Origin of the sequence: Cohnella endophytica, from assembly GCF_003628305.1 — a bacterium.
Classification (GTDB): domain Bacteria; phylum Bacillota; class Bacilli; order Paenibacillales; family Paenibacillaceae; genus Cohnella; species Cohnella endophytica.
Genome location: NZ_RBZM01000018.1, coordinates 1 through 14,546, shown reverse-complemented (window position 1 = coordinate 14,546; position 14,546 = coordinate 1). Strand labels below are relative to the sequence as shown.

The following is a 14,546-nucleotide window of genomic DNA, read 5'->3' as shown; positions in this document are numbered from 1 at the left end:
AAACGCTATTCATGCTACGACAGTGTTGAGAACACTTGTAGCCTGACACCCCTATCAACTTTTTGACGATACGAAAGAGATCGCTTAATGCTTTTGCTTTTTACCCCTGTTTCGTGCTTCTACTCTATACTTCCGCTTTCTTTCCATGCCTTGTACTCATTATTTGTATTTTGTACCCATACCCTTTGTTACCCCAAATCCTCCGCAATCAACTTAGCCATCTCATCTCTACTTAAACACCTCAATGAACACAACACGCAATTATATCAATGTTTTATTGATAATTCCATTTGTTGCCAAAACAGTGGAATTTATTTGGTTTTTTTCACTTAGGGAAATGAAGCACTTCGGGGCAAAAACTCGGAGTGTTTTTCTTTGTTATCAGAAAATATGAAAAGGATGATTTACATGAGAAAAACGAAAGCTAGTAGTGTCAGGGAAAAAGTATGCGTAAATGAAGGTTGTAAGAGCGGCGGCAAGTTGATTCCAGTACAGCGTTTTCGCAAAGGTAGGCATGTTTGTAGAGCATGTTGTTCCAAGCAATCTATCCAAACTAATGATCGAAGAATCAATCGCATCGTTGAGGAGCGTCTTCTTGCATCTGAGATAATCCAACAAGATGAGATTCAATTCGCTAACTTGCTTTATCGTTCCTGCGAGAGAGCAATCAAATCAAGGAAATATAGTAAGAACTATGTGAACGTAACTTGTGATTGGACAGATGTTGTAGCGATGATGACTGATCTGATTTGCGAAAAGGAACAGTTTTGGAATGAATGGAGCAAGCAAAGTACGACTTATTTGGGTAGTGATAAGCAGTTGTCTACGAGACCAACTTTAGACCGAATTGATGAACGAGGTCACTACACGTTAAGCAATATCCAAATGCTGTCTTATGGCGAAAACTCGAAGAAGGCATGATCAAAGGACACAAGTAACCCCCAGTGTTAGCCTTTCACAAGAAAAATCCCAATCAATTTTGATTGGGATTTTCCACATTACAAGGAGATGATTCTATATGAAATTATTACTCGATAAGCAAGCATACGCCTACAAGCCACAGGGTGCAGAAGCTGGAAAGATTAGCAATCGAATTGCACGTTGTGAAGTAGATATTACAATAGATGAACTTGCAAGCGAACTCGTGAAAGGCAAAACGTTTGTTCCTGCAACATTAAAGTCGATTGATGGAGTACAGAAAAGACAAAAGCAATACTGGCACAGTCAGCAGATTATTGCCTTAGACATAGATGATGGTTTGTCACTCGATGAAGCCTTATCTGATTCCTTCATCAAGGATAATGCGGCATTCCTCTACACATCCTTTTCACATTCACCAAGCAAACATAAATTTAGAATTGTTTTCGCATTAGATAAGCCTGTTCTCATCTACAAACACTTCGAACATATCTGGGAATACCTGTTCTCGCAACTGCCTTACGCTGACTCTGCTTGCAGAGATGGTGTAAGGCTTTTTTATGGCGGTCGAGAAGTCTATACAATCGACATGAGTAACAGAGTGCTAGTTGATTCTGTCCTCGCCAAAAAGGGTTTTTGGTCGGACATAGAGTTAGTATCTAATATGTCCGCTCGAAAACCACCTTCGGTTCATTCCCTTGAATCGCCAAAGAAACAACCATCAGTCATAGATCAATACGCAAACAACGTTGATGACATGCGAGAACAAAATATTGACTCTCTACGCCACAAACTACAACCTCAACAGGTATCGTTATACAACATGAATGAAGTCCATGACTACCTTAAAAGGCAGGACTTACGTGAGTTCTTAGGCATCACAACCAGTAGTAGCTTCTGCGATATTTTCCACCATGAATCAAACCCAAGCGCGAGTATTTTCGTGAGCAGTCAGGGTAGCGAACACTTCCTATACAAGTGTCACAGCGAAAGCTATCCATTCTGCGGGACTATCATTCAGATCGTGGAGCGTTTGCTTAGATGCAGTAATGTTGAAGCAGAAAACTTCTTAATGTCTATATACAACATCGAACTCATCGAGACAGAACTGCAAAAGCAAATGAAGCGAACATTAGACGCGAACAAACGATTGCTAATGTCCTCGGAACTTGAACTGCTATATCCTCATTTTTTCAAGGTGATTAAGCCTTTTCGAGATGACATATACATTTTGTTTGACTTAATCAAAGAGTATCTTCCATCAGGAGATAACCCTGAAATTATGTTCTATCATTCGGTACGAGCAATTGCAGAACAGCTGAACATGTCTCCTGACTCAGCAAATAGAAGGATTGGGCTATTTGTGTTGTTAGAACTTTTTCTAAAGTACGATGAAGATAATGTTCCACCCGAATTATCGAATAAGTTCGCTCAATGGCAGAATCGGCACAATTACAAGTATCGCAACTCTGTCTATTGTGTTCCAAGCTACTCATACAATCTATTGAGCGTGATTGATCTAAAATGCAAAAAGTACATTGATAATGGCATGACACTTAAATCCATCAGCTATGAGGGAATCTATCGAAATTTTGGACTTGAAGAAGCCAATAGGGTTTTTCCGCAAGACGCGAACAAAGAAATCAATGAGTTAAATGAGATCGTGTCATTGAAACTCGAAAAAACAATGCTGTACCAAATTGAAACGTATGGCTTTACAACAGAGCAGTTTGTCTTAGAGGATGTAAAACTATACTTCTCAGGACAAAAACTATACAAGACAGAGCAACTAAAACGATGCCTAGGCGAAATCATTGAGAAGTATTGCCTATGTAGAAAGCGACTCGACAAATCACTAAAAGAGAAATTGGGAATCATGGGTAACGGATACCCTATCGTTATCATGTACCAGCATGACTTGCTAAAACTAACTGAATATCATGTTACAAGCGCATGAGTATATCAATCTGAGTTGTATTTAGACATAAAAAAATATGATTAAACTGATTTTCTTTATGAAAAAGACCACTTCATTTGATTTTTGAAGTGGTCTGCTCATTTAAACCTTTTAAACCTATTTAAACTCTATAAGAGAATTAAAAGAGCTTTAAAAGCCTTTTAGCCGACCAAAGAACATACAAACTATCTCTGAATCTATGGTTACTTTGAATGAAATCACTACTGCCTAGCATAACCTCACCAATCAAATCTAACTTTCACAGGAGCATCGCATTTTCGGCTATTTAGCCTCTATCTATCCAATAATCTTTTTAACCTACGTTTGTATTCTCCTATTCGATGATCTGATAATCCTTTCAATTGTTTCAACCATGTTACTGTGCCAATTTTTTCACGAATTAAAATTCTATCAATGCTAGTACCTGTTAAATAGACCTCTTTAAGTACATTAGAATATCCCATAAACTTCGGTGGGAGAGTTGGAATGACATCCAACTTATTTAGTATGTGATAGTGTTCTCCTTCAAATTCAGTTGCGTATCTATTCCCGATTCTAGGCATCCCGAAAACATAACAGTTATTACTAGAATCCAATGAAAACCTATAACTTCTCCAAGAAGATGTTTCATAATACAAAATAGTGGCTAATGCTCCTCCAAGAGAATGTCCAGTATATATCACTCTACTTACTGAATCCTCAATGTTGGTTAGTTCTTCCTTGAATCTCCCGAAAATCTTTGAAACCTCTCTATAAAATCCATAATGATACTTTTGTTTATAATATCGTCTCACTTTTCTCGCTCTTAAATTGACCATATTATCTTTGTACATATGGTGCGTACCTCTCAATACTACAAATAAAACACCATAACACAGAATCCCAATACAAATCAGATTCACTTCCTCAATAATAAACACCACTTTTATTCCTTCATTCCCCATATTACTTCTTTGAATAAATAAACGTAAATCCGATGGTTTCTCTTCTTGAATTATTGCCCAGTACTCCCTACAAGGAACCAATTTCAAACGATTAATCCCAGCTCTTTCAAACTCAGGAATATGCTCATAAGCCATTTGTGAGAGTATTGATGTAATATATGCTTTCTTCAAAGTAAATCCATTTGTATTCCATTCACCATTTCTAACTGAATCTAATATTTCATGTAACTCTTCACTTTGTGTCATAATTTTAATTATCCACCTTTTTATTGTATGTTGAGCCGTATTGCTACGGTTATATACTCCAACTATTCTATTAGTTCATTCAGTTACTCTACCCATCAATTTTTAACACACAACATGTAAGCCACCAACTGGTTATTTTATATCAATTTCCCATCCAGTATCTTACCACACTGTTCCAATTTACAAAGTAATTTATGATATAAATTACTTGATTTGAAACATAGCGAAAGAATGAACTCTAAACACTCAATTGAATCTGAGTTTTATTGAGTCTGGATTTTTGACTTGAAGGAGAAAAACAAGCACTTCATTTTGGTATTTTGTTAGCCAAAAGAAGCAGGGGAGCCTAACAATAGGCTCCCCTTCCCTACTTTCAATAGATTATTTTTCTCGTCTTAGTCCATTCATCATTAAAGGCAATGAATACGCAATTCTTGTGAAGAATGGAAGTATCAAAGCGGAGATAATGGTAGCTGGTAACATTGATACATTCAAGAAGCACATTACTATTGAGGACACTAGCCCGAATGTGAAAAATACAACCATAAACCAGTAGCAAAAGCGAAAGTATTTTGCTCTAAATGAACCATCATTCTCGCAGGGCTTACCATAATAGAATGTTATCCACTTCATCATTATTACTGACCCCTAACTGTTATGTGTTAAACATTCTGCCCGTTCTCACAATGACAACCGCCCGTTGGAGTCTCCTGATTTCTTCGACAGTCTAAAATGCCAATTCCTTCACTTCCCATTTTATGCCAATGGACATGCTTGATTCCGCTATCATTGCCCGTTAGCTCAACATGGCTTACCAAAGTTCATAATAGATACCCTGCTCGCTGTCATTAGGATTATCGTATTCTCCCCTTAAAAATGCTTCTTGGCTCTGCATATATGAAACGTAACGATTTATACATTCGATAAATCCACTTACATCGTCTTTTAGAATTTCATAATAAGTGTTGTCCCATTGATGAATATATTTCTCTTCAATTTCTTCCAGACTCTTTTTACCTGCTTCACTTAGTAAAACAAGATTTTTGTCTTGAACTACATCTACGATCTTAACGGACAAAGCAAGCCAATAAGCCTCCATAATTGAATTATTGGTTATATGAAAGGGAGTAATAGCTAATGAATCAATTCGTTTTTGATGTTTTATTATCGTTGAAATATGTCTGATTTCATCCAATGTGAAGTAAAGGGAATTACGTCTGTAATATCCTTTTGTTATTTTACCGAGTTCATTTAAGCAAAGGTTTATAAAGTCCATATTTTTCTCCTTTATTTCCTATTGGCATGGTTCTTCTTAAACTCTTCTGCCCGTTCAACCAACAGCATAGATTTTCGACATACACAGTTCATTTCCTCTATATTGCTCTAAAGCCACTTTCATCACAAGAAAAAAAGTCCGATTTAACGGACTTTAGTTTTCCTCATTAGTTTTCAGTTCGTGCCGCTACCACCGTTCAGTTCCTCCGCTCATAAACTTCTCATATTGCTCACGAACATCGGCTACATCTTGATTAACGTAACGGTTGACCATCTCCATGGATGAATGCCCAAGCAATCGACGTAATGAGAACGGGTCACCTGTTGCCTTTATATATCGAGTCGCAAACGTATGGCGAAATGTATGGGGACTTATGCGAACACCTAAAATCCTTGCCCTTTTACCAATGAAGCTGATGCACCTTGTCGCCCAATTCTTATCCAACGGTTGACCATACTCGTTGAGAAACAGGTTTCGGGCTTGTCCGTTCATCTCATGCCAAGCAAGGTAGATAACCAATAGCTCTAGGGTTCTTGCTCCGAAGTATACCGTCCGTGCCTTCCTAGTTTTAGCTGATTCTGCACGAACAGATGCCGAACGATTTTGCAAATCAACTTCTTCTGCAAAAATCCTCATACATTCACCAATACGTACCCCTGTATCAAGCAGGAAGGACATTAACAGCGCATCGCGCAGTCCAGTAAAGGAAGTCAGTTCACAGCAATTGAACAGCTTTCGTTCCTGTGCCTTTGAAATCACTTGAAAGTCTTCTTCCGGTACTTTCAACAATTCTACATTTTCAAACGGGGACTCTTTAATAATTCCCTCGCTCATAGCCCAATTGAACATTGCTTTGACTGTTCTCAATCTGATGTTAATCGTCGAAGGCTTCAACTTCTGCACCGTCAACATTGATGAAATCCATAAGCGAATCACATCACGATTGGGTACAAAGTTATCAAGACCGCTGTACTCATTTGCTAAGAAACGACGAAACCAGTTCATGTGTTTCCTGTAATCCTCTAAGGTACGCTCTGCCGCGCCTGCCGCTTGCCGTGCGGTATAATATCGGTTAAACAGTTTATCCAAAGTCAAAGTCTCATTGCGTGGTTTCTCGGCTTCTTGGTGTGAAGTGCGGGGCGTTTCTAAGACCGAAGGAGTCAGGCGGTCTAATAACCGCTGAGGTATGTCTAAATTATTTTTTCTTTGCCCGCGTTTTTGGGCTGTTTTACCTGTGCTTACACTCATTTTTCGTTCCTCCCGTTAGGTTTTCGTCTAACGGTCACGTACACAAAAAAACGCACCAGACCGTTGTTCAACAGTCAAGTGCGTTTCAGTCATAATCGCCACAAAGCCTTGTGTGGCGCTGATTTAATAAGTTATGGCGGAGAGGGTGGGATTCGAACCCACGTGGGCTTGCACCCTAACGGTTTTCAAGACCGCCCCGTTATGACCGCTTCGGTACCTCTCCACGCCTGGCAGACGACTTACCCGTGAAGGTACGACCGATACTGCCAAGTTATCATATCACATACGGTAGGCCTTGTTCAACCCCTGCGAGGAGCAATCGAATCGATACCGCCCATGTAAGGCTTCAAAACTTCGGGAACTTTCACGGTTCCGTCCGCTTGCTGGTAGTTCTCGATAATCGCCGCAACCGTGCGTCCAAGAGCTAGACCGGAACCATTCAACGTATGCACGAACTCCGGTTTCGCGCCGTTCTCGGGACGATAACGGATACCGGCCCTGCGAGCTTGGAAGTCCTCGAAGTTGGTGCAAGACGAAATCTCCCGGTACGTGCCGGCGCTCGGCAACCATACTTCGAGGTCATAGGTTTTGGCCGATCCGAAGCCCATATCGCCCGTACAGAGCGCGAGTACGCGGTAAGGCAGCTCCAGCAGCTGCAGCACGCGTTCGGCATGGCCGGTCAACTGCTCCAATACTTCGTAGGATTTGTCCGGCGCGACCAATTGCACGAGCTCCACTTTATTAAACTGATGCTGGCGGATCAATCCGCGCGTATCCCGTCCGGACGCTCCCGCCTCGGAACGGAAACAGGCGCTGAACGCCACGAATGCTTTAGGCAGCGCATCCGTCGCCAGAATTTCTTCTCTGTGGAAGTTGGTGACGGGAACTTCCGCCGTCGGGATCAGATAATAATCCGTTCCTTCCAGCTTAAACAGATCTTCCTCGAATTTCGGAAGCTGGGACGTGCCGACCAAGCTGTCGCGATTGACGATGTAAGGGGGAAGGATTTCCTCGTAACCATGCTGATCCGAATGCAGATCCATCATGAAGTTGATCAGAGCCCGCTCCAGACGCGCGCCTAACCCTTTGTAGAACACGAAGCGCGAACCGGTAACCTTCGCCGCCGCTTCGAAATCCAGAATATCGAGCTCCGTTCCGAGCTCCCAATGGGGCTTCGGATCGAATTCGAACTTCGTCGGTTCTCCGATGGCGCGAAGAAGCACGTTGTCCTCCTCGGATGCGCCAACAGGTACGCTCTCGTGGGGAACGTTAGGGATGGACAATAGCAGCGTGTCCATCTCCGCTTCGATTGCGCGGACCTCATCGTCGAGCAGCTTGATCCGGTCATTGACGTCGCGCATTTCCGCGATGAGCTCGTCCGCGTTCTCGCCGCTCCGTTTCAGCTTGGCGACTTCTTGCGAGACGACGTTCCTGCGGTTCTTCAGCTGTTCGCTCTCGGTCAGCTTCTCCCGACGGCTCACGTCCAGTTGCGGGAAAGAAGAGATTAGATCTAAAGAAGCGTTTCGATTATGTAGGGCTTGCGCGACTTTATCGTAATCGTAACGAAGTAACTTAACGTCCAACATGGGATTGTCCCCTTTCTTCAGCCATGCGAATGAACAGCTCGTGCAATCGGTAATCGTCCGTTAATTCCGGATGATAGGAGGATGCCAATAGATTGCCTTGTCTTGCCGTTACGATTTCGTCCTTATAGACGGACAACACTTCGACTTGTTCGCCGACCTCTTTAATGAGCGGGGCGCGGATGAACACCGCTCTAAGAGGCGTCTCGATCCCCTTCACGTCCAGGTCGGTCTCGAAGCTCTCGCGTTGGCGACCGAAAGCATTGCGCGCCACCGTCATGTCCATAAGACGAAGGTGCGGCTCTTCATCGCCTTCCAAGCGTTCGGCCAGGACAATCAGTCCCGCGCAAGTTCCGAATACGGGATTGCCTTGTTCCGCGTATTCCCGAATCGCATCGATGAATCCGTATTTGCGCATCAGCTTGCCGATCGTCGTGCTCTCGCCGCCGGGAATGATCAGTCCGTCGATCTCGGACAACTGCTCGACTCTCTTCACGGCGATGCCTGTTCCTCCGGCAAGCTCGATGCTGCGTATATGTTCGGCGACCGCACCTTGCAGCGCCAATACTCCGATGTTCATATGCCGTACCTCTTCCCGTACTCGTTATAAATATCTTAAGCGGCCCCCTTCGACATCGTGCTGAGTCGAATGGAAGCCGCTTCGTTGTTAACCGCGTGAATTGCGAACTTACAGTCCGCGATCTTGCATCCGCTCAGTGGCATGCAATTGCTTGATGTCGATGCCTTTCATCGGCTCGCCAAGGTCCTTCGATACGCGGGCGATCAATGCATAATCTTCGTAGTGAGTCGTCGCTTCGACGATCGCGCGAGCGAATTTCTCCGGGCTGTCGGATTTGAAAATACCGGAACCGACGAATACGCCGTCCGCGCCCAGGTGCATCATCAACGCGGCATCGGATGGAGTCGCGATTCCGCCAGCGGCGAAGTTAACGACCGGCAAGCGGCCCGTTTCGTGGATGTTCAGCAACAAATCGTATGGAACGCCAAGAACTTTCGCTTCATGGAAGAGTTCATCCTTGGATTGATTTTGGATTTTGCGAATTTGGCTATTGATCAAGCGCATATGACGAACGGCCTCGACGATGTTGCCCGTTCCCGGTTCGCCTTTCGTACGAAGCATGGAAGCTCCTTCTTGAATACGGCGCAACGCCTCGCCCAAGTCCTTCGCTCCGCATACGAACGGGATCGTGAACAGGGTTTTGTCAACATGGTACACTTCGTCGGCAGGAGTCAGAACTTCGCTCTCGTCGATATAGTCGACGCCAAGGGATTCCAGCACTCTTGCTTCTACATAATGCCCGATGCGCGCTTTCGCCATAACCGGGATGCTGACGACTTGCATAACTTGCTCGACTAGTTCCGGGTTCGCCATACGGGCTACGCCGCCGGCAGCGCGAATGTCCGATGGTACGCGCTCGAGCGCCATAACCGCTGTAGCTCCGGCCGCCTCGGCGATTTTAGCTTGCTCGGCGCTCATAACGTCCATAATGACGCCGCCTTTTTGCATTTCGGCCATGCCGCGTTTCACTCTCGAAGTTCCTGTTTCCATGATTTAAGCCTCCCGAAGATTCTAAACATAAATTTTACATGAATAATGTTCAATAGACAACCAGTTAAGTCGGAATTTAGAAAAGATCAACGATCCCATGAAACAGACCGGAGAAGAAATTGCCGATTCCGCGGAACATCAATCTCCACCAACTGGCTTTGCTTACGTCTTCGGATGCGATTAGATCGATTGTAACCGTTTTGTCTGATTGCGTCGAAGGATCCTTATACTTATAGGTTACCGTACCGACCTTATCCCCTAACGTAATCGGAGCGACGAGAGGATCCGACGCCGGTTTCACTTCTTGTACGGTCGGCTCGACCGCTTGCCCTTTAGGCACCATCACCGTAACGTCCGTTGCCGTAACGACAGGAAGCTTGGTGGATTTTCCCTTTTTGACTTTTAACTTCTCGTAGCCGGGTACGACCGCTTTGGCTTGAACGATCGTTTTCTTCTCGAAGCTGTGGAATCCGTAGTCGAACAGTTTTGCCGTCTCCAGGAACCGTTTGCCGTCGTTAACGCCGCCCGGAACTCCCATGACGACCGCGATCAATCGGGTACCGTTTTGCAACGCCGTTCCCGTAAAACAGTTGCCCGCGCTACTGGTATGTCCCGTTTTCAAGCCGTCTACGCCAGGATATGCGAATTTCTTCAACGTTGGATTGTTCACGTTGGATTCGAGCATCCAGTTCCAGTTTTTCATCGGTACCTTGTCCCGCGGACGGAACTTGTATTCCTGAATTTTGGAAGTCTCCAAGAATTCCGGCTCTTCTTTTAGGATATGATAAGCCAGAACAGCCGAATCTCTAGCCGACATTAGCGTTTCGCCCGATTCGGCGGGACGGTACTTCTCCGGCATATCCGCGCGGTCAAGACCGGTTGCGTTAATAAAATGAGAGGCCGTCATGCCTAGCTCGGCAGCGGCATCGTTCATCATTTTCACGAAACCCGCCTCGCTGCCGCCGACGACCTCCGCCAATTGCACTGTAGCATCGTTAGCCGAATAAACGGCCATCGCGATATAAAGCTCTCTGATCGTATGTTGATCGCCCTGAGCAAGAAGAATACGGCTTCCGATTTGCTTGGCCGCGTTCTCGCCGATTTTTACCGTATCGGTCCAAGAAACCGTGCCTTGCTTTACGGCTTTGGATACGAGGTACTCCGTCATCATCTTCGACATGCTGGCAGGAGGCAACGGTGCATCCGCATTGTATTGATATAGGATCTGGCCCGTTTCCGCATCCATTAGGATACCGGAATTGCCCGCGATCTGCGGCGCTCCCGGAATTTCGTCGGCTGCGGAAGCCATAGAGGATAGTCCGAATAAGAACAATAGATGAACTAGAACGACAACGGCGATGAACCGCTTCGTGATGAATGCTTTCGAGATGGACTTAAGATGATGGCGATTCAACGCATTCTCCCCTTTTTCGATAAAAATAGCTTCGTCCTATTGTAACATACGACGACTTAAAGGAAAAAGCCGAAGGTTGGATAATTCCATTCCCTCGGCTTTCTCTATGCATACTAACCCGAACAGGATTTACATGGAGTAGTTTGGCGCTTCTTTGGTAATCTGCACGTCATGCGGATGGCTCTCGCGCAATCCGGCTCCCGTGATCCGGATGAACTGCGTTTCGTTCTTCAGTTCTTCGATCGAACTCGTACCGCAATAACCCATACCCGAGCGAAGACCTCCAAGAAGCTGGTGAATCGTATCCTTAAGAGGACCTTTGTAGGCGATGCGGCCTTCGATCCCTTCGGGAACGAGCTTGCTCTCGTTTTCTTGGAAGTAGCGGTCTTTGCTACCTTCCTTCATCGCGCCGATCGATCCCATTCCGCGATAAGACTTATAGCGGCGTCCTTGGTAAATTTCCGCTTCGCCAGGGCTTTCTTCCGTTCCTGCGAATAGGCTTCCCAACATGACGCAGCTTGCGCCGGCTCCGATTGCTTTCGTAATCTCGCCGGAGTACTTGATACCGCCGTCCGCGATAATCGGAATATTGTACTCGCGAGCAACGGACGCGCAGTCGTAAATGGCCGTAATCTGCGGCACGCCGATACCGGCAATGATGCGCGTCGTACAGATCGATCCGGGTCCGATACCGACTTTAACGACGGATGCGCCTGCTTGAATCAAATCGCGGGTCGCTTCTCCCGTCGCCACGTTACCGGCGATAATCGTCAGCTCCGGGTATTTCTCGCGGAGTTTGCTTACCATGGTTACGATATCGATGTGGTGACCGTGAGCCGAATCGACGACTAACACGTCGATCTGTGCCTGCACCAAAGCTTCCGAACGTTCGAACGTATCTTTGGACACGCCGACCGCGGCTCCGACAAGCAAGCGTCCGTGACTATCCTTGGCCGCGTTAGGGAACTGGATAGCTTTCTCGATGTCTTTAATCGTAATGAGTCCCTTAAGGGTGTTCGACTCGTCTACGAGGGGGAGCTTCTCGATCTTATGACGTTGAAGGATGCCTTCCGCTTGCTGCAACGTCGTACCGACCGGAGCCGTAACCAAGTCCTCGCTCGTCATTACGTCGCTGATCTTGATGGAGTAATCATGCACGAAGCGCAGATCGCGGTTCGTGAGAATACCGACCAATTTACCGTCGTTATCCACGATCGGCACGCCGGAAATGCGATATTTACCCATCAGTTCCTCGGCGTCGTATACGTGATGATCAGGAGTCAAGGAAAAAGGATTCGTAATAACCCCGCTCTCGGAACGTTTAACCCGATCCACTTCTTCGGCCTGCTGAGTGATGGACATATTTTTGTGAATAATTCCGATTCCGCCCTCGCGAGCGATTGCGATCGCCAAAGCCGATTCCGTGACCGTATCCATTCCCGCACTGATCAACGGAATATTAAGCTTTACCGAAGGACTGAGTACCGTCGATACGTCAACGTCCCGAGGAAGAATAGAAGATTTCCGAGGAACCAACAACACATCGTCGAACGTAAGCCCTTCTTTGGCGAATTTCGTTTGCCACACAGCCAATTACCCCCTTAGCCGGATCTTCTCCGGTGAATGTCTCCGATTGATTATCGTCAATCTTAGCAGAGGCGACATAGGCTGTCAAGCACATTCGAAACCTCTAAAGCCGCATCAAATCAGCATTCTTGACTCCCAATCCTATCCATCTTAGGTGTTGATTTTGGGGTATTTGTTCGATGAGTTCCAGATCATATAGGAATAAAATCCCGCTTTGCGAGCCGCTAAAATTTGTTCGCGAATTTGTGCCGCTTTGTAGGTTTGGTGCGGATGAACCCAGCCTGCCGTGAACCCTTGCAGCCACGGCCTGACTTTCGCGGTCGCAATCCCCTTCTCGTTCAGCTTGCGGTTTCGCTTTACCGTATCCTTCAACGCACGGGTAATGATCGGCCCCGGACTAAGATCCGGATTCGCGATTCCCCACATTCCTTGGGAATAGTGGGAAGGATAGATCATCGGCGAGATCACGTCGACCTCCCTGGCGATCGCGCTCCAGCTTTGGCCGATTCCCATATCGTCGTCGGTAGATCCGACCAATCCGAACACGTCGGCGGATACCCTTGCCCCCGATTTATGGATACGGAGATTGGCCCGATGAAGAAATTTACTAATCGCTTCGCTCTTTTTCCAGCCTTCTTCATTGTCATAAGCCACTTCACGGTCTACTTTGGCGGCATTCTCCGGAAAACGAACATAATCGTATTGGATTTCGTCGAACCCGATTTCTACAGCCTTCTCGGCTAACGCTAGCGGATATTCCCATGCGTCTTGCCGGTAGGGATCGATCCATGGCGTTCCGCTACGGTCCGTCCATGTTTTGCCGTTCTTGCGTTTGAGCGACCAGGCCGGTACCGCGCGCGCCAGCTCCGGATTTTTGAAAGTGACGATGCGGGCGATCAAGTATATGTTTTCGTTTTTTAGCTTCTTAATCACTTCGCGAAAATGCTGCGCCGATCGCTTATTCGACCAAACCAGCTTTTTATAGTTTTTTGCTTTGCTCCCCTTACCCTCGGTTGCCACCAAAGAAACGCCGCTGTTAATATCGATGACCATCGCATTAAGCTCCGTTTGCTTCACCAAGTCGATCAGAGCGTTCATTCTTTTGCCGTTGGCAACGTGCGAAGAAACATAGATCGCGCGAACGGGCTGAGTCGACGGGTTTAAGGTGACGGGCCGGCTATCGGCTGCAGCGTAATTCGCGTATTTTCTCTTCTTAGTTGCTTTTCGAATTTGTTGTTGTTTAACTGCGGCGGAGATCAGTTGATCGTCCAAAGAATCCGCGGAGGTATTATCCGTCGCGCAACCTGACAATGGACATGCCAAGAGCACGATGACTAAGGAAAAGATTGCGAACCTGCTCAAGTTACGGTACCGTTTCATCCATTTTGCCTCCCGCAATACAAGGTAACGGTATTGTTTGCATCTGGAGGAAAGGCTCTGCTGATGAGTTTATGGGAGAAGTGGCGGATTATCGTGGGATCGGCCAAGATGTGCCAATGGTAGTTAATTAGCGGTAAAAGCGGGAATTGGTGAAATTATTGAACAGAATTACCGAAAAAGACAACAAAAAAGAAGCCATCCCGAATGAGATCGCTTCTACTTAAGGCTATTGCGCCTTGAAAACTGGATGCGAAACAAAGCTTAGAAGAAAGGTGAATGTATCATTTGTCTTACGTGTCAATTCGTTTAGGATAAGCCCTCGACCGATTAGTACTCGTCAGCTCCACACGTTACCGCGCTTCCACCCCGAGCCTATCAACCTCGTGTTCTTCAAGGGGTCTTACGAATTGGGAAATCTCATCT

General features: G+C 45.8%; 11 protein-coding genes, 1 tRNA gene and 1 rRNA gene. 2 read left to right on the top strand and 11 right to left on the bottom strand.

Annotation, left to right across the window (positions count from 1 at the left end):
• The first annotated feature begins 408 nt into the window (after positions 1 to 408).
• On the top strand, positions 409 to 921 hold the full coding sequence (locus tag D7Z26_RS26595; RefSeq protein WP_120980061.1) for a hypothetical protein: 513 nt from the start codon (positions 409 to 411) through the stop codon (positions 919 to 921).
• Positions 922 to 1,018: 97 nt separating this feature from the next.
• A complete protein-coding gene (locus D7Z26_RS26590; RefSeq protein ID WP_120980060.1) occupies positions 1,019 to 2,875 on the top strand; it encodes a hypothetical protein in 1,857 nt (618 codons plus the stop codon).
• Positions 2,876 to 3,168: 293 nt separating this feature from the next.
• Here the strand turns inward: D7Z26_RS26590 and D7Z26_RS26585 are convergent, their stop codons facing one another.
• The 11 genes from D7Z26_RS26585 to D7Z26_RS26535 all read right to left on the bottom strand — a co-directional run.
• Complete coding sequence (locus tag D7Z26_RS26585) at positions 3,169 to 4,065, bottom strand: lipase family protein (RefSeq protein WP_120980059.1); 897 nt, start codon at positions 4,063 to 4,065, stop codon at positions 3,169 to 3,171.
• 811 nt (positions 4,066 to 4,876) lie between these two features.
• Positions 4,877 to 5,341 carry a hypothetical protein gene (locus tag D7Z26_RS26580; protein WP_120980058.1) on the bottom strand — a complete coding sequence of 155 codons (465 nt, stop codon included), beginning with the start codon at positions 5,339 to 5,341 and terminating at the stop codon, positions 4,877 to 4,879.
• A gap of 186 nt (positions 5,342 to 5,527) precedes the next feature.
• Positions 5,528 to 6,589: a tyrosine-type recombinase/integrase gene (locus D7Z26_RS26575; protein WP_120980057.1), complete on the bottom strand. Its 1,062-nt coding sequence runs from the start codon at positions 6,587 to 6,589 to the stop codon at positions 5,528 to 5,530.
• Between the two features lie 134 nt (positions 6,590 to 6,723).
• A tRNA-Ser gene (locus D7Z26_RS26570) sits at positions 6,724 to 6,812 on the bottom strand.
• Positions 6,813 to 6,888: 76 nt separating this feature from the next.
• Positions 6,889 to 8,175 carry a serine--tRNA ligase gene (gene serS, locus D7Z26_RS26565; RefSeq protein ID WP_120980056.1) on the bottom strand — a complete coding sequence of 429 codons (1,287 nt, stop codon included), beginning with the start codon at positions 8,173 to 8,175 and terminating at the stop codon, positions 6,889 to 6,891.
• Positions 8,162 to 8,752, bottom strand: coding sequence for a pyridoxal 5'-phosphate synthase glutaminase subunit PdxT (gene pdxT / locus D7Z26_RS26560; RefSeq protein WP_120980055.1), 591 nt, complete (start codon positions 8,750 to 8,752; stop codon positions 8,162 to 8,164). Before pdxT ends, serS begins: the two co-directional genes overlap by 14 nt.
• 108 nt (positions 8,753 to 8,860) lie before the next feature.
• On the bottom strand, positions 8,861 to 9,745 hold the full coding sequence (gene pdxS / locus D7Z26_RS26555) for a pyridoxal 5'-phosphate synthase lyase subunit PdxS (protein WP_233567222.1): 885 nt from the start codon (positions 9,743 to 9,745) through the stop codon (positions 8,861 to 8,863).
• A gap of 73 nt (positions 9,746 to 9,818) precedes the next feature.
• Positions 9,819 to 11,156 carry a D-alanyl-D-alanine carboxypeptidase family protein gene (locus tag D7Z26_RS26550; RefSeq protein ID WP_233567217.1) on the bottom strand — a complete coding sequence of 446 codons (1,338 nt, stop codon included), beginning with the start codon at positions 11,154 to 11,156 and terminating at the stop codon, positions 9,819 to 9,821.
• Between the two features lie 129 nt (positions 11,157 to 11,285).
• Positions 11,286 to 12,743 carry an IMP dehydrogenase gene (gene guaB / locus D7Z26_RS26545; RefSeq protein ID WP_120980053.1) on the bottom strand — a complete coding sequence of 486 codons (1,458 nt, stop codon included), beginning with the start codon at positions 12,741 to 12,743 and terminating at the stop codon, positions 11,286 to 11,288.
• Positions 12,744 to 12,893: 150 nt separating this feature from the next.
• A complete protein-coding gene (locus D7Z26_RS26540) occupies positions 12,894 to 14,123 on the bottom strand; it encodes a putative glycoside hydrolase (protein WP_120980052.1) in 1,230 nt (409 codons plus the stop codon).
• A 307-nt stretch (positions 14,124 to 14,430) separates the two neighbouring features.
• Positions 14,431 to 14,546 (bottom strand): 23S ribosomal RNA (locus D7Z26_RS26535); the annotation flags it as partial.

Coding starts and splice junctions, on each gene's coding strand:
- D7Z26_RS26580 (WP_120980058.1), bottom strand. CDS start 5,341: ATGGACTTTATAAACCTTTGCTTAAATGAACTCGGTAAAATAACAAAA.
- D7Z26_RS26575 (WP_120980057.1), bottom strand. CDS start 6,589: ATGAGTGTAAGCACAGGTAAAACAGCCCAAAAACGCGGGCAAAGAAAA.
- D7Z26_RS26590 (WP_120980060.1), top strand. CDS start 1,019: ATGAAATTATTACTCGATAAGCAAGCATACGCCTACAAGCCACAGGGT.
- D7Z26_RS26540 (WP_120980052.1), bottom strand. CDS start 14,123: ATGAAACGGTACCGTAACTTGAGCAGGTTCGCAATCTTTTCCTTAGTC.
- serS (WP_120980056.1), bottom strand. CDS start 8,175: ATGTTGGACGTTAAGTTACTTCGTTACGATTACGATAAAGTCGCGCAA.
- pdxT (WP_120980055.1), bottom strand. CDS start 8,752: ATGAACATCGGAGTATTGGCGCTGCAAGGTGCGGTCGCCGAACATATA.
- D7Z26_RS26595 (WP_120980061.1), top strand. CDS start 409: ATGAGAAAAACGAAAGCTAGTAGTGTCAGGGAAAAAGTATGCGTAAAT.
- D7Z26_RS26585 (WP_120980059.1), bottom strand. CDS start 4,065: ATGACACAAAGTGAAGAGTTACATGAAATATTAGATTCAGTTAGAAAT.